Source organism: Nocardia wallacei (genome assembly GCF_029869545.1).
GTDB classification, from domain to species: Bacteria; Actinomycetota; Actinomycetes; order Mycobacteriales; family Mycobacteriaceae; genus Nocardia; species Nocardia wallacei_A.
This window is the reverse complement of record NZ_JARWQD010000259.1, coordinates 1-18,047: the sequence shown is the minus strand read 5'-3', so window position 1 is coordinate 18,047 and position 18,047 is coordinate 1. Positions and strand designations below refer to the sequence as shown.

General features: G+C 68.4%; 23 protein-coding genes. 5 read left to right on the top strand and 18 right to left on the bottom strand.

What is annotated here, in order from left to right; genetic code table 11:
• Positions 1-87 precede the first annotated feature (87 nt).
• From rpsQ to rpsJ, 11 genes are read right to left on the bottom strand one after another with little or no spacing between them, the layout of a single operon-like run.
• Positions 88-384 (bottom strand): 30S ribosomal protein S17, encoded by a 297-nt coding sequence (gene rpsQ / locus QH290_RS22225; RefSeq protein WP_280267711.1) that lies wholly within the window; start codon positions 382-384, stop codon positions 88-90.
• Entirely contained in the window at positions 381-620 is a 240-nt protein-coding gene (gene rpmC / locus QH290_RS22220) for a 50S ribosomal protein L29 (protein WP_040855205.1), read from the bottom strand. Before rpmC ends, rpsQ begins: the two co-directional genes overlap by 4 nt.
• Positions 620-1,036 carry a 50S ribosomal protein L16 gene (gene rplP, locus QH290_RS22215; protein ID WP_068020538.1) on the bottom strand — a complete coding sequence of 139 codons (417 nt, stop codon included), beginning with the start codon at positions 1,034-1,036 and terminating at the stop codon, positions 620-622. The genes rpmC and rplP overlap by 1 nt, the downstream gene beginning before the upstream one ends.
• Before the next feature lie 3 nt (positions 1,037-1,039).
• Positions 1,040-1,840 (bottom strand): 30S ribosomal protein S3, encoded by an 801-nt coding sequence (rpsC, locus tag QH290_RS22210; protein ID WP_280267712.1) that lies wholly within the window; start codon positions 1,838-1,840, stop codon positions 1,040-1,042.
• On the bottom strand, positions 1,841-2,239 hold the full coding sequence (gene rplV / locus QH290_RS22205) for a 50S ribosomal protein L22 (protein WP_040745656.1): 399 nt from the start codon (positions 2,237-2,239) through the stop codon (positions 1,841-1,843). It abuts the gene before it with no gap.
• Positions 2,236-2,517, bottom strand: coding sequence for a 30S ribosomal protein S19 (gene rpsS / locus QH290_RS22200; RefSeq protein WP_024800475.1), 282 nt, complete (start codon positions 2,515-2,517; stop codon positions 2,236-2,238). Before rpsS ends, rplV begins: the two co-directional genes overlap by 4 nt.
• A gap of 15 nt (positions 2,518-2,532) precedes the next feature.
• Entirely contained in the window at positions 2,533-3,363 is an 831-nt protein-coding gene (gene rplB, locus QH290_RS22195; RefSeq protein ID WP_280267713.1) for a 50S ribosomal protein L2, read from the bottom strand.
• A gap of 33 nt (positions 3,364-3,396) precedes the next feature.
• A complete protein-coding gene (gene rplW, locus QH290_RS22190) occupies positions 3,397-3,702 on the bottom strand; it encodes a 50S ribosomal protein L23 (RefSeq protein ID WP_280267714.1) in 306 nt (101 codons plus the stop codon).
• Positions 3,699-4,370 (bottom strand): 50S ribosomal protein L4, encoded by a 672-nt coding sequence (gene rplD, locus QH290_RS22185; protein ID WP_280267715.1) that lies wholly within the window; start codon positions 4,368-4,370, stop codon positions 3,699-3,701. Before rplD ends, rplW begins: the two co-directional genes overlap by 4 nt.
• On the bottom strand, positions 4,367-5,032 hold the full coding sequence (rplC, locus tag QH290_RS22180) for a 50S ribosomal protein L3 (RefSeq protein WP_280267716.1): 666 nt from the start codon (positions 5,030-5,032) through the stop codon (positions 4,367-4,369). Before rplC ends, rplD begins: the two co-directional genes overlap by 4 nt.
• 14 nt (positions 5,033-5,046) lie before the next feature.
• On the bottom strand, positions 5,047-5,352 hold the full coding sequence (gene rpsJ / locus QH290_RS22175; protein ID WP_003938093.1) for a 30S ribosomal protein S10: 306 nt from the start codon (positions 5,350-5,352) through the stop codon (positions 5,047-5,049).
• Positions 5,353-5,829: 477 nt separating this feature from the next.
• Here rpsJ and QH290_RS22170 point away from each other — a divergent pair, with 477 nt between their 5' ends.
• Both QH290_RS22170 and QH290_RS22165 read left to right on the top strand, forming a co-directional pair.
• Positions 5,830-6,306, top strand: coding sequence for a hotdog fold domain-containing protein (locus QH290_RS22170; RefSeq protein WP_280267717.1), 477 nt, complete (start codon positions 5,830-5,832; stop codon positions 6,304-6,306).
• Between the two features lie 31 nt (positions 6,307-6,337).
• Positions 6,338-7,555 (top strand): lycopene cyclase family protein, encoded by a 1,218-nt coding sequence (locus QH290_RS22165; protein ID WP_280384871.1) that lies wholly within the window; start codon positions 6,338-6,340, stop codon positions 7,553-7,555.
• Here QH290_RS22165 and QH290_RS22160 read toward each other — a convergent pair.
• From QH290_RS22160 to QH290_RS22150, 3 genes are all read right to left on the bottom strand, one after another.
• Positions 7,521-8,546, bottom strand: a complete 1,026-nt coding sequence (locus QH290_RS22160; protein WP_280384869.1) for an SDR family oxidoreductase — start codon at positions 8,544-8,546, stop codon at positions 7,521-7,523. The two genes, QH290_RS22165 and QH290_RS22160, sit on opposite strands and share 35 nt — an antisense overlap.
• A 67-nt stretch (positions 8,547-8,613) precedes the next feature.
• A complete protein-coding gene (locus QH290_RS22155; protein ID WP_280384867.1) occupies positions 8,614-9,369 on the bottom strand; it encodes an SDR family oxidoreductase in 756 nt (251 codons plus the stop codon).
• A 116-nt stretch (positions 9,370-9,485) separates the two neighbouring features.
• Positions 9,486-10,286 carry an enoyl-CoA hydratase-related protein gene (locus QH290_RS22150; RefSeq protein ID WP_280267721.1) on the bottom strand — a complete coding sequence of 267 codons (801 nt, stop codon included), beginning with the start codon at positions 10,284-10,286 and terminating at the stop codon, positions 9,486-9,488.
• 131 nt (positions 10,287-10,417) lie between these two features.
• Between QH290_RS22150 and QH290_RS22145 the strand changes: the two genes are divergently transcribed.
• Positions 10,418-11,701 (top strand): TetR/AcrR family transcriptional regulator, encoded by a 1,284-nt coding sequence (locus tag QH290_RS22145; RefSeq protein WP_280384865.1) that lies wholly within the window; start codon positions 10,418-10,420, stop codon positions 11,699-11,701.
• A gap of 4 nt (positions 11,702-11,705) precedes the next feature.
• Here QH290_RS22145 and QH290_RS22140 read toward each other — a convergent pair whose 3' ends face one another.
• From QH290_RS22140 to QH290_RS22130, 3 genes are read right to left on the bottom strand one after another with little or no spacing between them, the layout of a single operon-like run.
• Positions 11,706-12,575 carry an ABC transporter permease gene (locus QH290_RS22140; RefSeq protein WP_425303637.1) on the bottom strand — a complete coding sequence of 290 codons (870 nt, stop codon included), beginning with the start codon at positions 12,573-12,575 and terminating at the stop codon, positions 11,706-11,708.
• A complete protein-coding gene (locus tag QH290_RS22135; protein ID WP_280267724.1) occupies positions 12,572-13,384 on the bottom strand; it encodes an ABC transporter permease in 813 nt (270 codons plus the stop codon). Before QH290_RS22135 ends, QH290_RS22140 begins: the two co-directional genes overlap by 4 nt.
• On the bottom strand, positions 13,381-14,472 hold the full coding sequence (locus QH290_RS22130; protein ID WP_280267725.1) for an ATP-binding cassette domain-containing protein: 1,092 nt from the start codon (positions 14,470-14,472) through the stop codon (positions 13,381-13,383). Before QH290_RS22130 ends, QH290_RS22135 begins: the two co-directional genes overlap by 4 nt.
• Positions 14,473-14,897: 425 nt before the next feature.
• On the opposite strand from QH290_RS22130, the gene QH290_RS22125 reads away from it, so the two are divergent.
• Entirely contained in the window at positions 14,898-16,394 is a 1,497-nt protein-coding gene (locus QH290_RS22125) for an aldehyde dehydrogenase family protein (protein ID WP_280267726.1), read from the top strand.
• Here the strand turns inward: QH290_RS22125 and QH290_RS22120 are convergent.
• Entirely contained in the window at positions 16,374-16,760 is a 387-nt protein-coding gene (locus QH290_RS22120) for a MerR family transcriptional regulator (RefSeq protein WP_280267727.1), read from the bottom strand. The genes QH290_RS22125 and QH290_RS22120 overlap by 21 nt on opposite strands.
• Before the next feature lie 65 nt (positions 16,761-16,825).
• Here QH290_RS22120 and QH290_RS22115 point away from each other — a divergent pair, with 65 nt between their 5' ends.
• Complete coding sequence (locus QH290_RS22115) at positions 16,826-17,689, top strand: polysaccharide deacetylase family protein (RefSeq protein ID WP_280384863.1); 864 nt, start codon at positions 16,826-16,828, stop codon at positions 17,687-17,689.
• The last annotated feature ends 358 nt before the right edge of the window (positions 17,690-18,047 follow it).

Sequence of the window (18,047 nt, the reverse complement as noted above, 5' to 3'; positions counted from 1 at the left end):
CGGGCCCCGGCGCTCTCCCCGCGCGGCCCGCTCCCCGTTTGTTTGGGGGGCCTTCGCCTTACGGAACTCAGCCGAGGCGGAGCGGGCCTACTTGGCCTTCTCCAGGACCTCCACCAGGCGCCACCGCTTGGTGGCGGACAGGGGGCGGGTTTCCATCAGCTGGACGCGGTCGCCGACGCCGGCGACCTCGTTCTCGTCGTGGGCCTTCACCTTCGAGGTGGTGCGGATGATCTTGCCGTAAAGCGGGTGCTTCACGCGATCCTCGAGCTCCACCACGATGGTCTTGTTCATCTTGTCCGAGACGACGTAGCCGATCCGCACCTTGCGGCTGCCACGCACCTCCTCCTTGGCCGGCGTCTTGGCCGGGCCCTTAGCGTCACTCACGCCGCGTCTCCCTTGCCTTCAGGACCGGAGGCCAGGCCGAGCTCACGCTCACGCATGACCGTGTAGATGCGCGCGATCTCGTGACGGACCACACGCAGGCGCCGGTTGTTCTGCAACTGGCCGGTCGCCATCTGGAAGCGCAGGTTGAACAGCTCTTCCTTGGATTCGCGCAGTTTGGCGACGAGCGCGTCATTGTCGAGCTCGCGGAGCTCTGCGGCCGGATTGGCGGTAGCCATCAGAACTGCTCCTCCCTGGTCACGATCCTGCACTTCATCGGGAGCTTGTGCATCGCGCGGCGCAGCGCCTCGCGAGCGGTCTCCTCGTTCGGGTAACTCATCTCGAACATCACCCGGCCGGGCTTGACGTTCGCGACCCACCACTCCGGCGAACCCTTACCGGAACCCATGCGGGTCTCGGCGGGCTTCTTGGTCAGCGGGCGATCCGGGTAGATGTTGATCCAGATCTTGCCGCCACGCTTGATGTGGCGGGTCATCGCGATACGCGCCGACTCGATCTGCCGGTTGGTGACGTAGGCCGGCTCCAGCGCCTGGATACCGAACTCGCCGAACGCCACCGAGGTACCGCCCTTGGCCATACCGGACCGCTTGGGGTGATGCTGCTTGCGGTGCTTGACCTTGCGAGGCATCAGCATTGGTCAGCCCTCCTTGGACTCTGCCGGAGCGTCGGCCACCGCTGTCGCGGCACCCGCACGCCCGGCCTCAGTGCTGGTCGCGGTGGTTCCGGACGAACCGGACCGCCGCGGACGGCTCGGCCGCTCACGACGCTCGCGACGCTCACCGGCCGGCGCGGCCGTGACCTCGCGCTTGCCGCCGACGATGTCGCCCTTGTAGATCCAGACCTTCACGCCGATGCGGCCGAAGGTGGTCTTGGCTTCGTACAGGCCGTAATCGATGTCGGCGCGCAGCGTGTGCAGCGGCACCCGACCCTCACGGTAGAACTCCGAGCGCGACATCTCGGCGCCACCGAGGCGGCCCGAGCACTGCACGCGGATGCCCTTGACGTTCGGCGAACGCATGGCCGACTGGATGGCCTTGCGCATCGCGCGACGGAACGCCACACGGTTCGACAGCTGCTCGGCCACACCCTGAGCGACCAGCTGCGCATCCGACTCGGGGTTCTTGACCTCGAGGATGTTCAGCTGCACCTGCTTCTTGGTGAGCTTCTCCAGCTCGGCGCGGATGCGGTCGGCCTCGGCGCCGCGACGGCCGATCACGATGCCCGGGCGCGCGGTGTGGATGTCCACCCGCACGCGGTCCCGGGTGCGCTCGATCTCGACCTTCGAGATACCGGCCCGCTCCATGCCGGTCGACAGCAGCTTGCGGATCGCGACGTCTTCCTTGACGTAGTCCTTGTACTGCTTGTCGGCGTACCAGCGGGACTTCCAGTCGGTGGTGATACCGAGGCGGAAGCCATGGGGGTTGATTTTCTGTCCCATTTACTTAGCCCCTCCCTTCCGGCGGCTGCGAGCCGGGGCGGCGCTGGCGACGCTCTCGACCTCGATGGTGATGTGGCTGGTGCGCTTGCGAATCCGGAACGCACGGCCCTGGGCCCGCGGCTGGAAACGCTTCATGGTCGCGCCCTCGTCGACATAGGCCGTCGAGATGACCAGCGTGTCGGGGTTCAGGCCGAGGTTGTTCTCGGCGTTCGCCGCGGCACTGGCCACGACCTTGGCGACCGGCTCGCTCGCGGCCTGCGGCGCGAACCGCAGGATGTTCAGCGCGTCCTCGACCCGCTTGCCGCGGACCAGGTCCACGACACGGCGTGCCTTCATCGGCGTCACGCGGACGAACTTGGCGGTCGCGCGCGCGGTCGGGTTCTGAGTTTCAGTGCTCATCGCCGCTTGCTCTTCCGATCTTCCTTGACGTGGCTCTTGAAGGTCCTGGTCGGCGCGAACTCACCGAGCTTGTGCCCGACCATGTTCTCCGACACGAACACCGGCACGTGCTTGCGGCCGTCGTGGACGGCGAAGGTGTGACCGATGAAATCGGGGATGATGGTCGAACGACGCGACCAGGTCTTGATGACCTGCTTGGTGTTCTTCTCGTTCTGGACGTCCACCTTCTTGAGGAGGTGTTCGTCGACGAACGGGCCCTTCTTCAGGCTGCGTGGCATGTCTTAACCTCCTCCTTAACGCTTCTTGCCGCGGCGGCGGACGATGAGCTTGTCGCTCGGACGATTGGGTTTACGAGTGCGGCCCTCGGGCTGGCCCCACGGGCTGACCGGGTGGCGACCACCGGAGGTCTTGCCCTCACCACCACCGTGCGGGTGGTCGACGGGGTTCATCACGACACCGCGGACGGTGGGGCGCTTGCCCTTCCAGCGCATGCGCCCGGCCTTGCCCCAGTTGATGTTCGACTGCTCGGCGTTGCCGACCTCGCCGACGGTGGCGCGGCAGCGCACGTCGACGCGGCGGATCTCGCCGGAGGGCATGCGCAGGACGGCGTAGGCGCCTTCCTTACCCAGCAGCTGGATGCTCATGCCGGCGGCACGGGCCATCTTGGCGCCACCGCCCGGACGCAGCTCCACCGCGTGGATGGTGGTACCGGTCGGGATCGAGCGCAGCGGCAGGTTGTTGCCCGCCTTGATGTCGGCGCCGGGGCCGGACTCGATCCGCGTGCCCTGGGTGACACCCTTGGGCGCGATGATGTAGCGCTTCTCGCCGTCGGCGTAGTGCAGCAGCGCGATGTTCGCGGTCCGGTTCGGGTCGTACTCGATGTGCGCGACCTTGGCCGGGATGCCGTCCTTGTCCAGGCGACGGAAATCGATGATGCGGTAGGCCCGCTTGTGACCGCCACCGCGGTGCCGGGTGGTGATCCGGCCGTGCGCGTTGCGGCCGCCGGACTTGGACAGCGGGCGCAGCAGCGACTTCTCGGGAGTCGAGCGGGTGATCTCGGCGAAGTCGGAAACCGACGACCCACGCCGTCCCGGCGTAGTCGGCTTGTACTTACGGATAGCCATGAGTTCTTCTCTGCTTTCTGGAATCCCCGCCGCTTACGCGACCGGGCCTCCGAAGATCTCGATGGGCTTGCTGTCGGCCGAGAGGGTCACGAGCGCGCGCTTGGTGCTCTTGCGCTGGCCGTAACCGAAGCGGGTCCGCTTGCGCTTGCCCTGACGGTTGGCGGTGTTGACGCTGTTCACCTTGACGCCGAAGACCTTCTCCACGGCGATCTTGATCTGCGTCTTGTTCGCATCCGGGTGCACCAGGAAGGTGTAGGTGCCCTCCTCGATCAGCCCGTAGGACTTCTCGGAGATGACCGGCGCGAGCAAAATGTCGCGGGGATCGGCGATGGTGGTCACTTGCTGTCCTCCTGTGCAGCCTCAGCGGGCCCGTGCACGAAGGCGTTCAGGGCCTCCACGCTGAACACGACGTCGTCGCTGTTCAGCACGTCGCGGGTGTTGAGCTGGTCCGGCGCGATCGGGTGCACGTTCTGCAGGTTCGCGACGCTCTTCCACGCGGTGAGATCCTCGCGGCCCACCACGACCAGGAACTTCTTGCGGTCCGACAGCTCGGCCAGGAAGCTCTTGGCGCTCTTGGTCGACGGGGTCTGGCCCGCGACCAACTCGGTGACCACGTGGATGCGCTCGCCGCGCGCGCGGTCGGACAGGGCGCCACGCAGGGCGGCGGCCTTCATCTTCTTCGGCAGGCGCTGCGAGTAGTCGCGCGGCTGCGGGCCGTGCACGGTGCCACCGCCGGCGAACTGCGGGGCGCGGGTCGAACCCTGGCGGGCGCGGCCGGTGCCCTTCTGGCGGTAGGGCTTCTTGCCACCGCCGCGGACGTCGCCGCGGGTCTTGGTGGCGTGCGTGCCCTGACGCGCGGCGGCCTCCTGGGCCACGACGGCCTGGTGCATCAGCGCGATGTTCGCGGTCACGTCGAAAATCTCCGCGGGGAGCTCGACGGTGCCGTTGGTCTTGCCGCCCGGCTCTTTCACCGGCAGCGTCAGATTGGTCTTGGTTTCGGTGCTCATGCCCGGGCACCACCCTTCACTGCGCTCTTGACGATCACGATGCCGCCCTTGCGGCCCGGGATCGCGCCCTTGATCAGCAGCAGGCCGTTCTCCGCGTCCACCTTGTGGACCGAGAGGTTCTGCGTGGTGACGCGGTCGTTGCCCATCCGGCCCGACATGCGCATGCCCTTGAACACGCGGCCGGGGGTGGCACAACCACCGATCGAGCCCGGACGGCGGTGCACGGCCTGCGCACCGTGCGAGGCACCCTGACCACGGAAGCCGTGGCGCTTCATGGTGCCCGCGAAGCCCTTGCCCTTGCTGGTGCCGGTCACGTCGACGTAGGCGCCCTCTTCGAACACGTCGGCGTTGAGCTCCTGGCCGACCTCGAAGGTCGAGGGATCGGCGACGCGGATCTCGGCGACGTGGCGGCGCGGGGTGACCCCGGCCTTGGCGAACTGCCCGGCGACGGGCTTGATCACCTTGCGCGGGTCGATGGCGCCGAAGGCGAGCTGCACGGCGCTGTAGCCGTCGCGCTCCTCGGTACGAATCTGGGTCACCACGTTCGGCCCGGCCTTGATGACGGTCACGGGAACGACGCGGTTCTTCTCGTCGAACACCTGGGTCATGCCGAGCTTGGTGCCCAGGATGCCGGCTGCCGGCCGGTTCTTGTTGTCAGTCATATCTACAGTCCCCGTCACTGAATGTTGACGTCGACGCTGGCCGGCAGATCGATGCGCATGAGCGCGTCGACCGTCTTCGGCGTCGGGTCGAGGATGTCGATCAGCCGCTTGTGCGTGCGCATCTCGAAGTGTTCGCGCGAGTCCTTGTACTTGTGCGGCGAACGGATGACGCAGTACACGTTCTTCTCGGTCGGCAACGGCACCGGCCCGACGACACGGGCACCGGTGCGGGTCACCGTCTCGACGATCTTGCGCGCAGACGCATCGATCGCCTCATGGTCGTAGGCCTTGAGCCTGATGCGGATCTTTTGTCCCGCCACGCTGAGTGTCCTTTTCTCCGCTTGCGTTTGTGTTCCGGGAGTCGCCTCCCGAAGCACCCTCATTTGCATGCCCGAACCTGAGAAGTCACAGCTGACGCAATCCGTCTCGACCACGACCGGGTTCCGACCCGATCCCTCGCCGCTGTTCATCTGTCATGGTTCTTCCGGTCCACGCGGTCGGGCGTGTCGCACGTCCGCTCATTCGTCGGCCCCGGAAATATCTTCCCTCTGGGCCTCGGAACGTTCGTCCCGGACGTATCCGCGCCGGACTCGACGGGATACTTGGTGGGTACTGCTCGCCCGACACCTTCGAGCCGCATATCCGCAGGACATACGCCACCCGGAGCAGGCAACCCGAACAGTATGCCTGAGGCGGCGACGGGACTTCAAATCGGGGTCCCTGTGACGCTCCCGACCCCATCGATAGTAGGGGGGCCGGGCACTGGCGCAGAACTTACTCGGAAGTAAGATACGGGCATGACGAACGAGACCGCTACCTATCGCGGCTGGAAGAAGCTGCCCGACAACCGGCTCGGGCATGCGCTGTTCTCCCTGGGCATGGTGGCCCGGGTGCCGTACTTCGGCACCGTGGTGCCGAGCGTGGTGCGGCTGGAGCCGGGGTTGTGCGAGGTGACCGCGCCGAAATGGTTCGGCATCCACAACCACCTGGGCACCTTCCACGCCATCGCCGCCTGCAATCTGGCCGAGGTGGCGATGGGCATGCTCAGCGAGGCCACGGTGCCGACCACGCACCGCTGGATCCCCAAGGCGATGAACGTGCAATACCTGGCCAAGGCGGAGTCGGGCCTGCGCGCGGTAGCCCAGCTGCCCGAGGTCCCGGACTTCGCCGAGATCACCGAGGGGCAGGACGTGATCGTCCCCGTCTCGATCTACGACAAACGGGGCGTCGAGGTCGTGCACGCCGACATCACCACCTGGGTGACGCCGAAGTAGGAGAGCCCTCCGCCCTGATTGAATGAGGGACATGAGTACGCCAGCTGTCCGGGATGCCGATGTCTGCGTGGTGGGGCTCGGGCCGACGGGGCGGGCGCTGGCGCATCGGGCGATGCGGGCGGGGATGGATGTGGTGGCGGTGGATCCGCGACCGGAACGGCTGTGGCCGCCGACGTTTTCGTGCTGGGTCGACGAACTGCCGGGGTGGCTGCCGTCGGAGGCGATCGCGCAGCGGATCGAGGCGCCGACGGTGTGGACGAAATCCGCGCACCGGATCGAGCGGCCGTACTGCGTGCTGTCGAAACAGGGCCTGCGCGATGCGCTTTCGCTGGACGAGGCGACCGTGCTCGCCGGGCGCGCCACCAGCGTGGACGCGCATCGGGTCGAGCTGAACGACGGCACCGCGATCACGGCCGCGGCGGTGTTCGACACCCGTGGTCTCCCCTCCCCCGGCGCGCGCCGCACCGCCAGCGCCCACGGCATCTTCGTCGACGCCGAGCGGGCCGCGCCGATGGTCGGCGAAGGTGAGGGGCTGCTGCTGGATTGGCGCGACGAGAACGGCGCCGGACCCGACGAGCCGCCGTCGTTCCTGTACGCGGTGCCGCTCGGCGACGGCACGGTGATCTTCGAGGAGACGAGCCTGGGCCTGCGCGGCGGGATGCCGCAGCACGAGCTGCGCCGACGGACACTGAATCGGCTTGCCGCCCATGGCATTCGGCTGCGCGGCGACGAGCCGACCGAGGCCGCGCACTACCCGCTCGACCAGCCGCCGCCGAAACGCGGTGCGGCCGGGGTGGTTCCGTTCGGCTCCCGCGGCGGCATGATGCATCCGTGCACCGGCTACAGCGTGGCCGACTCACTCGCGCTGGTGGATACGGCGATCGACGCGCTGCGGCACGGCAGGGATCCGATCGCCGCGCTGTGGCCGTGGCAGGCACGGCTGGTGTACTGGATGCGGATGCGCGGGGTATACGGCCTGGGCAGACTCACCACCGCGCAGTCGATCTCGATGTTCGAGGCATTCTTCACCGCCTCACCGAGACAGCAGCGCGCGTTGCTTTCCAGGCACGAGGACTACGCGCCGCTGGGCGCGGTGCTGTTCATGACGGTGGCGCGCACGTGGCCCTTCCGCTGGCGCTACGACCTGGTCGGCTGGACGAACCGAAACCGTTGGGTGGGTTACGAATACGCCGCAGCAGATGCGCACGGCGCCCTCAGACCCAGTTCTCGGCCCAGTACTTCCAGATGACCGGGGCGTAGGCGGCCAGCGGCGGCACCCGGATATCGGTGCCCACCAGCGCCGCCTCGGTATTGCGGGAATCGAACCAGCAGCCGAATTCGCTGTGCTCGAGCACATCTCGCGGCACGCCCACCCGCGGCAGCACCCAGCCGATACCGGGCAGGCGCATCATCATGTCGAGGGTCGGCTTCGGCATCACCTCGACCAGGTGCGGGGCCCCGGCCTCGTCGGCGAACAGGTTGAGGACGTCCGCGGCGCTCTGGCGGCGCGGGTCGACGAGGTGAAAGGTGGTCCCCGGACCGGCCGTGCCGTGCGCGATGTGATCCAGCGCCCGGGTCACGAAATCCACCGGCACCATATTGGTTTCGCCCAGCTTCGGCACCAGCAGCGGCAGGATCCGAGGCAGCTGGGCGGCCATCCGCAGCAGCCGGAAGAAGTAGTACGGCCCCGCGATGCGATCGGTCTCACCGGTGCGGGAGTGGCCGATCACGATCGACGGCCGGTAGATGCGCCAGGGCACCCGCGCCTGTTCGCGCACCACTCGCTCGGAGTCGAACGCGGCGCGCTGGTAGGGGGTGCGCAACCGCTGCCCGGTGTCGAACATGTCCTCGGTGAACAGCCCGGCCGCCGACCCGGCCACCTCGACGGTGGAAACGTGATGCAGCGCACCGGCTTTCAGCCGACCGGCGACCTCGACCAGACGCCGGGTGCCACCGGGCACCGTGGTGTCGAGCCCGGCGGCCAGGTGGAACACGTGATCGATCGAACCGCGGTGCGCCGCAACCCACTCCGGATCGATGTCGAGTCCGGCGGCGCCGAGGTCCCCGCGCACGGGCCGCACCCGATCGCCACCGCCCCACTCCCGGGCGCAGCGGTCGAAGCGATAGGCCGAGTCGGCGCCGGGCCGCACCAGCACGAATATCTCGCCGTTACGTTTCAGCAACTCCGGAACGAGATATCGGCCGATGCACCCGGTTGCCCCGGTAACCAGGTAAGCCATGCCGCCAGACTAGCGCGCAACCCGAAGCAAGATCGGTAACCGGGTTGCGCGCCATTCGCCGGATGCTCTACCGCGCCGGGTAGTGCCGGTCCAGCCACTCGTCGAAGGTCGGCCCCGCGATGATCGCGCCGGGCCCGGGCAGCAGCGCACCGGTCGCCTGCAGTTCGTGATTCGGGTCCTCCTCGACGACGACCTCCTGCACCTGCGCCGGGGCCCCGCGCCGCTCGGCGAGCCGGGCCGTGGCGGCGGCGAGGTTCAGCTCCTGCGGACCGGCGATCTCGATCCGGTCGGCGCCGCCCTGCTCGACGACCATATCGGCCAGCTTCTCGGCGACGGTCCGCGCGGCGACCAGCTGCGTCTGCATCCTCGGAACGGAGGCCGTATCGCCCTGGGTGGTCCACTCGAGCATCATCTCGGTGAACTCGTGGAACTGCGCGGCGCGCAGCACCCGAACCGGTACGGGCCCTTCCTGATAGGCGCGCTCGTGCGCCACCTTCCCGGCGAAATGACCCGCGGTGAAGTTGTCGATGCCGATGATCGAGACCAGCACGATCCGCTGCACCCCCGCCGCGGCCGCGGCCTGCTGCACGTTGCGTCCGATGGTGCGGAAGTAGTCGGTGACCGCCTCGGTCTCGGTGGTCGACGCGTTGATCGCGTCCACCACCACCTGCGCGCCCTCCAGCACCTGCGCCAGCCCGGTCCCCGCGTACGCGTCCACTCCCGCGGCCCGCGTCGCCTCGACCACATCGTGTCCCTGGTTCTTCAGCACGTCGACGACCTCGCGGCCGATCCGTCCGCTGGCACCCAACACTGCAACACGCATCTCAAACTCCTAACTTCGTTCTGCCACCAGGTAGACGAAGCCCCCCGCACGAGTGTGACATTCCCATCGCACCTGCGTTTCCGCCGACGGCGAAGGCCGTCGTAATCGACGGATCGCTAGGAGAACACGGCCTTGCGCTTCTGCAGCATGGCGGCCGCGCCCTCCATGAAGTCCGCCGACTGCAGCAGTTCGATCTGCCCGGACTTCTCGGCGGCGAGGGCGGCGTCGAGCGACGCCAGCGAGGCCTGGTTGAGGGCCCGCTTGGTGAGTTCGAGGGCGCGGCGCGGTCCGCTCGCGAGCTTGGCGGCGGCGGCCTCGACCTTGGCGTCGAGCTCGTCGGCGGGCAGGACACCGGTGAGCAGGCCGTGGGCGGCGGCCGCGGAGGCGGGCAGGCGCTCGCCCAGCAGCGCCATCTCGGCGGCCAGCGGGCGTCCGGCGGCCGCGGCGACCATGGCCGCGGCGCCACCGTCGGGCATCAGGCCGATGTTCACGAAGGCGAGCAGCAGGTAGGAGTCGTCGGCGGCGTAGGTGAGGTCGGCGGCCAGGGCCAGCGCCACGCCGATCCCCGCGGCGGCGCCCCGGACCCGGGCGACCACGGGAACCGGCGCGTCGACGATCGCCCGCACCAGCCGATTGGCCGAATCCATGGTCATCTCGGGGGTGATGCCGCGCTGCGCCTCGGCGGCCGTGGCGGACAGGTCCGCGCCGGTGCAGAAGTCGCCGCCCTCGCCGGTGAGCACGATCGCGCGCACCGACCGGTCCGTGGCGGCGGCGAGGAAGGTGTCGCCGAGGCCGACCATGGTGTCGTAGTCGATGGCGTTCTTGCGCTTGGGGTTGGTGATCGTGACGCGCAGCACGGGCCCGTCGTGGACGGCGCTGAAGCCGGTCGGGGCGGTCGTGTGGTCGGTGGTGCTCATGGTTACTCCCCAGGAAGGCTGCCAGCGCTGGCGGCGTCGCGAGAATGATGGTTAACTTTGCGAATTGTGGTTAACTTATGTTGACTTGTCCGGCGCTGTCAACAACGGCGGCACGGCAGAAGGAGAGGTGTATGGTCGCGGATCGCAGCGAGGCCGGACTCGCTTCCGCGCGACCGGACAGCGCGGCGGCCGACCACGGTCGCACCGACGGTGGGAGCACACGCCGCGAGGGGCGCCGCCCCATCCAGCGGCGGCCGAAGAACCGCAAGGCGCAGATCGTGCGGGTCGCGGCCCGCGCCTTCAGCGAGCGCGGCTATCACCCCGTCGGCGTCGACGAGATCGCGGCCGAGGTGGGCATCTCCGGCCCGGCACTGTACCGCCACTTCACCAACAAGTACGCGCTGCTGGTCGCGGCCGCCGAGGCCGGAGCGCAGCAGCTGCTGGATACCGCCCAGGCCGCCGACGACCCGGGGCTGGATCCGGAACTGCGGCTCACCACGCTGATCCGCGCCCTGGCCGAGCACACCATCGAGGTGCGCCGCGAGGGCGGGCTGTACCGGTGGGAGCGCCGCTATCTGGAGCGCGAGGACCGCGCCCGCATCCGGGTGATCTACGCCGGACTGCACGAGACCGTGGAGAACGCCATCGCGCCGTTGCGCCCGGACGCCTCCGCCACCGACATCCAGATTCTCGCCACGGGCATGCTCGGCGCGATCGGCAGCATCACCGCGCATCGCACGGCACTGTCCACGGCCCAGCTCACCGAGCTGCTGCAGGACATCTGCCGGGCGATCCTGCACACCGAGCTGCCCGCACCGCCCACCGCGGCGGCGGCCGAATCGGCGGTCCGCGGGCTGCCACTGAGCAGCAAACGCGAACAGCTGCTCACCGAGGCGATCCGGATCTTCGGTCGGCAGGGCTATCACGAGGCCAGCATCGAGGAGATCGGCGCGGCGGTCGGCATCAACGCCTCCAGCGTGTATCGCTACTTCACCAGCAAATCGGATCTGCTGGCCGCGGCCTTCCACCGCACCGGCGAGCGGGTCGCCATCGCCAATGCCGAGGCGCTGGCCGAGGCGACCAGCCGCGCCGATGCCGCGCTGCGGATCGCCGCCCGCTTCGCCCGGCTCACCTTCGCGATGCCGGAGATCCTGCCGGTCTACTTCGCCGAATTCTCGAATCTGCCCGCGGCCGAGCAGCAGAAGCTGCGCTCCATCCAGCGGCAGAACGTGCTGGAGTGGGCGCATCTGCTCGACGGCGACCCGGCCGAGGCCCGCTTCCGCGTGCACGCCGCCATCGCCCAGGTCGTGGATGTCGGGCGCCGCATGCGTTTCGACAGCCGCCCGGAAAGCCTGGCCCGCATGCAGGCCCTGATGAAAGCGGCCCTGCTGGGCAAGAATTCAGCGGGCGAATAACCCCTCAGGCGGTCTGCGCGGCCCGCCGATACCCACGCACGGCCGGATAGGCGAAGACCACGATCGCGCCCAGCGTCCATGCCAGCGTTTTCAGCAGTGGCTCGGCGACCGGGCCGTCGAAGGCGAGGCCCTTCATCGTGTCGATGGCCGCGCTCATCGGCTGATTCTGCACGGTGTTCTGCAACCACATCGGATAGGCGTACACCGGCACGAATCCGGAATTGAAGAACATCAGCAGCGTGGTCGCGATGCTGATGGTGGTCACCAGCACGACGCCCTCCGACACCGTCGCGAGCGCCGTCACCATGACCGCGAATGCCAGCCCGAAAAGGACGGGAACGGCGAACAGTGCCGCGGAGGCGAGCGGACCGTTCCAGAAGCGGAAGCCGATGCACACCCCGACCACGACGACGCCGACCGTGGTGATGAATACCCGGATGACCTCGGCCAGCAGGCGCCCGGTGAGCCCCGACGCGCGATGGGTCGGCATCGTCCAGAACCGGCTCAGCAATCCGGACCGCTTCTCGTTCTGGAAACCGAGGGCGCTCACGATACCGCCCGACATCGCCGCCACCAGCGTCACCAGCGCGACGAAGCCGTACACGCTGGGCTCCCCGGTCGCCCGATCGATCGAATCGCCCAGCACCACACGGAACATCAGCAGCATCAGCACCGGGTAGATCATCGACTGGACGGTGGTCGCGGGATCGCGCATCCACACGGTCAGCAGCCGCTTGCATTGAATAAGGCTGTGCCGCAACCACATCGCGACCGACCGCTCCGACGGCGCGGACACCACCGGCAGCGGCGTGTTCGATTCCGTCGAATTACCTTCCGCGGCAACCGCATCCGTGCTCGCCTCGACCACGCTCACGACCGCCTCACACTCGCCCAGACCGCCAGCGGCACGAAGACCACCGCCATGGCGCCCAACCACACCAACGGAACCCACAGCACCTGCCAGCTCACGCCGCTCTGCGCCATATCTCGCATGGCATAGGAGAACTGCGTGATCGGCTGATTACGCACGAACGGCCGGATCCACACCGGGAAGCCGCTCTCGGGCACGAATCCGCACGACAGCATGCCGAAGATCAGCGTCGGCAGGGTCAGCGCCTGGCTCAGCGACTCCGGGCTCTTGGTGAGGCTGCCGAGCGCGTCGGCACCGATCGCCAGGACCGTGCCGACCGCCAGCGCGAACACACAGAACAACATCGCCTGCCCGAATCCCGCGATGAATCGGAACCCGATGATGTGACCGAAGCACAACGCCGCGACCAGCGAAATTCCCGAGCGCACGAGACCGGCCGATATTCGTGAACTCAGCGGGACCAGCGATCCGATGGGCATCGTCCGCAGCCGATCGCTCAGCCCGGTCATCGACTCGGTGGCCGCCAGTTGCGCATTCGACATCATGGTGAAGGCCATGGTCTGCAACACGATGATCGGCATCACGAATTGGGCGTAGTCGATGCCGTTGCTCTTCATCACGAATCGCAGCGGCAGATAGAAACCGACGGTGAACACCAGCGGCGCGATTACCGCGACAACCAATTCGCCGCGGGTCACCATGGTCCGCACGATGCGCCCGCTCAATGCCCGCCACTGCGCGAAACTCGACGGCCGCGCCGGGGGTATCTCGGAGGACAGCAGGTTTTCGACGATTGCGGTCGGAGCGCTCACTGATGCCCGCCCGCATGGCCGGTGATGGATAGGAATACGTCGTCCAGCGAGGGGCGCCGCAGTGCGATATCGGCCAGTTCGACCCCCGCCGCGTCCAATCGGCGCAGCGCCTCCGCGAGCGTCGCCGCACCGTCGGGGGCCGGGATGGAGGCGCGATCGGCGCCGTCGGCCAGCAGGTCCTCGCGCACCGCGGCGGGGACCAGATCGCCGAGCGCATCGATGGCCCGGACGAGGTGGCTCGGGTCCAGCGGCACCACCTCACAGTAGTTGCCGCCGGTCTTGGACTTCAGCTCGTCGGCGGTGCCCTCCGCGATGACCGTGCCCTTGTCGATGACGATGATGTTGTCGCTGAGGACGTCGGCCTCCTCCAGATACTGCGTGGTCAGCAGCACCGTGATGCCCTGCTCCTTCAGTGCCCGCACCAGATCCCAGACGCCCTGGCGGCTGCGCGGGTCCAGCCCGGTGGTCGGCTCGTCGAGGAACACCACCTCCGGCCGCACCACCAGCCCGCAGGCGATATCGACGCGCCGCCGCATACCGCCGGAGTAGTTCTTCACCGCGCGCCGGCCCGCGCCGACCAGGTCGAACTCCTCCAGCAGGGTATCGGCGCGCTGCCGGGCGGCCTTCTTGCTCAGGCCCATCAACCGGCCGAACAGCTCCAGGTTCTCGCGGCCGGACAGGTTCTCGTCCAGGGCCGCGTACTGCCCGGTCATCATGATCGAGCGGCGCACCCCGGCCGGGTCCTTCAGCACGTCGTGCCCGGCCACCTCGGCGGTGCCGGAATCGGGCCGCAACAGGGTCGACAGGATCTTCACCGCGGTGGTCTTGCCCGCGCCGTTCGGGCCGAGAATGCCCAGTACGCTGGCGCGTTCGGCGGTGAAGCTGACGCCGCGCAGGGCGTGGACGTCACCGAAGGACTTGTGGACCGCCTCCACGATGACGGCGGCGCCGGTGGCGGGCGGGGCGGAGTGGGACGTGCCGGACGCGGCGGGGTCGCTCGCGTCGGGTGCCGCCGCGGCGACGTCCGTCGTCGTCTCCGACCCCGATGTCCGCCCGGGGTTCGACTCCGCGTTGTCCAAGCTCGGCATCAACTCTCCACTATCGACCGGGCAGGTACGCCGTCTGTACGCCCCGCTAGGTGATCCCATCCACCAGCCGCGATGTTACTGGGTTGAGGTGAGGGTGGCCTTCGGCGTCCGGGGCGCACGGTTTTCGACATTCGGGCGTCTCGGTTTCCCGGATGTGCACGGAGTGGACGGCCGTACCCACATCCGATTGCGAATAGTTGTGTCGTTACTCACATTTCGGACACAGGGGCGCTCCGTGACCGGATCGGCGCTGGTCCCGCACACCGACCGAGCGGTCTGCCCGCCGTGACCGTTTCTTGTCCACCGACCGGGGCGCCCATAGTCTGACGGGCAGGGGAACAGACATGTACTCACCTGTCTGCGGCAATCGCGATCCGGTCGGGGAGGACCGGTTGCCGGGGCATTCGCCAGCGAGAGGGTGACCAATGGCCGAGTCCGCGCCACGAGGCCGCCAGAGGGTGCTGACCTCCTTCGATCCGCGCACCGGCGAGGCCGTCGGCGATTACGCGATGATGGGCACCGGCGAGCTGACCCGCACCGTCCGCGCCGCTCGATCCGCCGAGAAATGGTGGGCCGCACTCGGATTCGCGGGGCGCAAGCGCTGGCTGCTGGACTGGAAGCGCACCATCTCGCGCAATGCGGGCGAACTGGTCGAGATCGTCTGCGCCGAGACCGGAAAACCGGAGGTCGACGCCGCGATCGAGGTGATGCTCGCGGTGGAGAACCTGGACTGGGCCGCCCGCCATGCCGAGCGGGCGCTGGGCCGCAGGCGGCTCGGCTCCACCTGGCTCACCCGCAACCAGCGGGCCTCGGTCGGCTATCTGCCGCTGGGCGTGGTGGGCGTGCTCGGCTCCTGGAACAATCCGGTGTTCACGCCGATGGGGTCGATCGCCTACGCCATGGCGGCCGGAAATGCCGTGGTGTTCAAGCCCAGTGAGCTCACGCCCGGCGTCGGCGTCTGGCTGGCCGAGAGCTGGAGCCGGCTGGCCCCGAATCAGCCTGTGCTGCAGGTGGTCACGGGCGACAGCAGCACCGGCGCCGCCCTGTGCCGCACCCGGGTCGACAAGATCGCCTATGCCGGATCGGAAACCGGTGCGCGCGAGGTGATCTCGCAGTGCGCGCAGACCATGACGCCGGTCGTCGTCGAGCGGTGCGGCAAGGGCGCGATGGTGGTGCAGGTCGACGCCAAACTGGACGACGCCGCCGAGGCCGCCGTCTTCGGCGCCATGTCGAATGCGGGGCAGAGCGCCGCGGGAATCCAGCGCGCCTACGTCGCCGACTCGGTGTACGAGCCGTTCCTGGAGAAGGTCGCCGCGCAGGCCCGCAAGCTGCGGCCGGGCGCCGATCGCAAGGCCTCCTACGGCCCGATGATCCTGGAGTCGCAGGTCGACATCGTGCGCCGGCAGGTCAAGGACGCGATCGCGCGCGGCGGGCGCGCCGTGGTCGGCGGGCTGGACTCGATCCGCGAGCCCTATATCGAGCCGATCGTGCTGGCCGAGGTGCCCGAGGACAGCTCGGCCATCACCGGCGAGGCGGTCGGCCCGGTGCTGATCGTCAACCGGGTCGCGACCATGGACGAGGCGGTGGAACGCATCAATGCCGCCGATCACGGCCTGGCCGTGGCGGTGTTCACCCGGGACGTGCGCGCGGTCCCCGATCTGGCCGATCGCATCAGAACCGGTGTGGTGACGATCAATTCGTCCATGGCCCACGCGGGCATCCCGTCCATGCCGTTCGGCGGAGTCGGCGAATACGGGCGGGGCCACACGCACGGCGAGGCCGGGCTGCGGGAGTTCAGCCGCACCCTCGCCATCGCCCAGAAGCGCTACAGCGCTCCCGTCAACCTCTCCACCTTCGACCGCCATCCGCGCCACCTGCGCCTGGCCAAGGCGATCTTCCGGCTACGCCACGGGCGCGGGTAGCTCCCGCGCGCAGCTGCGCAGCGAGTTGATGTAGTCGGTCATGGCGTCACGGTTGCGGGTGAGCAGGTCGATGCGGTGGGTGAGGCGGTCGCGCTGCTGTTCGAGGGTCTCGATGATGTACGGGTCGGCGTCGGCGAAATGGATGTCGCGCGGGTTGTCCAGGCAGGGCAGGATCTGCTTGATGAGGCGGGTCGACAGGCCCGCCTCGAGCAGGCCGCGGATGTGGACGACCTGCTCGACCATGCGCTCGTCGTAGTCGCGGTAGCCGTTGGCGGAGCGGCCCACCGTGATCAGGCCCTGTTCCTCGTAGTAGCGCAGCAGGCGCGGCGAGGTCTCGGTGCGCTGCGCCAGTTCTCCGATTCGCATATGTCCTACCTCACAACGGGTCTCGCTTGACCCTCACATCTATGTCAACGTTCGAGCATAGCCGCATGAGCAAGGACATCACGCTTTTCGACTACAGCCCCATCACCGAACGCGCGCCGATCCACTGGCCGGGCGGCAAGCGGGTCGCGTTCTACGTCGGGCTCAATATCGAGCACTTCTACGTCGACCTGCCGGGGACCGCGACCTATGAGGGCACCACGTCGCTGACCCCCGACTCGCTCAACTACGGCTGGCGCGACTACGGCCCGCGCGTGGGCATCTGGCGGCAGATCGAACTGCTCGACAAGCACGGCATCCGCGCCAGCGCCCTGCTGAATTCCGATGTGGGCGAGCGTTATCCGCAGATCATCGAGGCGGGGAAGGCACGCGACTGGGTGTGGCTGGCGCACGGCAGCAGCAACAGCCACCTGCACAGCGGGCTGTCGCTCGAGGACGAGCGTGTCGCGCTGCGCGAGATCGTCGCGAATATCGAGAAGTCCACCGGGTACCGGCCGCGCGGCTGGATGGGCCCGGCCCTCACCGAAACCTTCTCCACCCCGGAGCTTTTGGCGGAACTCGGCCTGCGGTACGTGCTCGACTGGACCAACGACGACCAGCCGTACCGGCTGAATGTGCCCGGGCTGCTGAGCGTTCCGTATTCGGTGGAGCTCAACGATATCGGCGTCTTCGTCTCCAAGGGGCTCACCGGGCCGGACTTCGTGCAGATGGTCAAGGACCAGGTCGACCAGCTGTACGCCGAATCCGCCGACAGCGGAAGGGCTTTCGGCCTGGCCCTGCACCCCTTCGTCACCGGCCAGGCATTCCGCCACCGCTACCTCGACGAGGCCCTCGACTACATCGTCAACCACCCGGGAGTATGGGTAACCACCAGCGACGAAATAGCCGACCACTTCGCCACCAACCATTAAGCCGAAGGCCGATCCACCGCCGCCCCGGCGCCGAACTCCCCATCACCCCTACGGAAACCCACCGGCGCCCGGGGCGGCAAACCTCTGGCATCGATATCCGGCAGCAACCACCACCGGCACCAACACCCGGCGGCAACACCACCGACACCAACACCCGGCGGCAACACCACCGACACCAACCACCCACCATCCTGTTCCCGGCGGCAACCACCCCCCAGCATCCTGTTCCCGGCGGCAATTGCCCACCGGCCCCGGCGACCGGCGGCGGGGCCGGCGCAGCCGCGCCCCCCGGGGGCAGGGATGGGTAAAAGTGGGCGGGGAAGGGGGGGGAAGTGAAGGGGCCCACCCCCGCCCCCCC

Bases quoted from the DNA above. Each gene is read 5' to 3' on its own strand.
- rpmC (WP_040855205.1), bottom strand. From the start codon at position 620: ATGGCTACCGCCAATCCGGCCGCAGAGCTCCGCGAGCTCGACAATGAC.
- rplP (WP_068020538.1), bottom strand. From the start codon at position 1,036: ATGCTGATGCCTCGCAAGGTCAAGCACCGCAAGCAGCATCACCCCAAG.
- rpsC (WP_280267712.1), bottom strand. From the start codon at position 1,840: ATGGGACAGAAAATCAACCCCCATGGCTTCCGCCTCGGTATCACCACC.
- rplV (WP_040745656.1), bottom strand. From the start codon at position 2,239: ATGAGCACTGAAACTCAGAACCCGACCGCGCGCGCGACCGCCAAGTTC.
- rpsS (WP_024800475.1), bottom strand. From the start codon at position 2,517: ATGCCACGCAGCCTGAAGAAGGGCCCGTTCGTCGACGAACACCTCCTC.
- rplB (WP_280267713.1), bottom strand. From the start codon at position 3,363: ATGGCTATCCGTAAGTACAAGCCGACTACGCCGGGACGGCGTGGGTCG.
- rplD (WP_280267715.1), bottom strand. From the start codon at position 4,370: ATGAGCACCGAAACCAAGACCAATCTGACGCTGCCGGTGAAAGAGCCG.
- rplC (WP_280267716.1), bottom strand. From the start codon at position 5,032: ATGACTGACAACAAGAACCGGCCGGCAGCCGGCATCCTGGGCACCAAG.
- QH290_RS22170 (WP_280267717.1), top strand. From the start codon at position 5,830: ATGACGAACGAGACCGCTACCTATCGCGGCTGGAAGAAGCTGCCCGAC.
- QH290_RS22165 (WP_280384871.1), top strand. From the start codon at position 6,338: ATGAGTACGCCAGCTGTCCGGGATGCCGATGTCTGCGTGGTGGGGCTC.
- QH290_RS22160 (WP_280384869.1), bottom strand. From the start codon at position 8,546: ATGGCTTACCTGGTTACCGGGGCAACCGGGTGCATCGGCCGATATCTC.
- QH290_RS22155 (WP_280384867.1), bottom strand. From the start codon at position 9,369: ATGCGTGTTGCAGTGTTGGGTGCCAGCGGACGGATCGGCCGCGAGGTC.
- QH290_RS22150 (WP_280267721.1), bottom strand. From the start codon at position 10,286: ATGAGCACCACCGACCACACGACCGCCCCGACCGGCTTCAGCGCCGTC.
- QH290_RS22145 (WP_280384865.1), top strand. From the start codon at position 10,418: ATGGTCGCGGATCGCAGCGAGGCCGGACTCGCTTCCGCGCGACCGGAC.
- QH290_RS22130 (WP_280267725.1), bottom strand. From the start codon at position 14,472: ATGCCGAGCTTGGACAACGCGGAGTCGAACCCCGGGCGGACATCGGGG.
- QH290_RS22125 (WP_280267726.1), top strand. From the start codon at position 14,898: ATGGCCGAGTCCGCGCCACGAGGCCGCCAGAGGGTGCTGACCTCCTTC.
- QH290_RS22120 (WP_280267727.1), bottom strand. From the start codon at position 16,760: ATGCGAATCGGAGAACTGGCGCAGCGCACCGAGACCTCGCCGCGCCTG.
- QH290_RS22115 (WP_280384863.1), top strand. From the start codon at position 16,826: ATGAGCAAGGACATCACGCTTTTCGACTACAGCCCCATCACCGAACGC.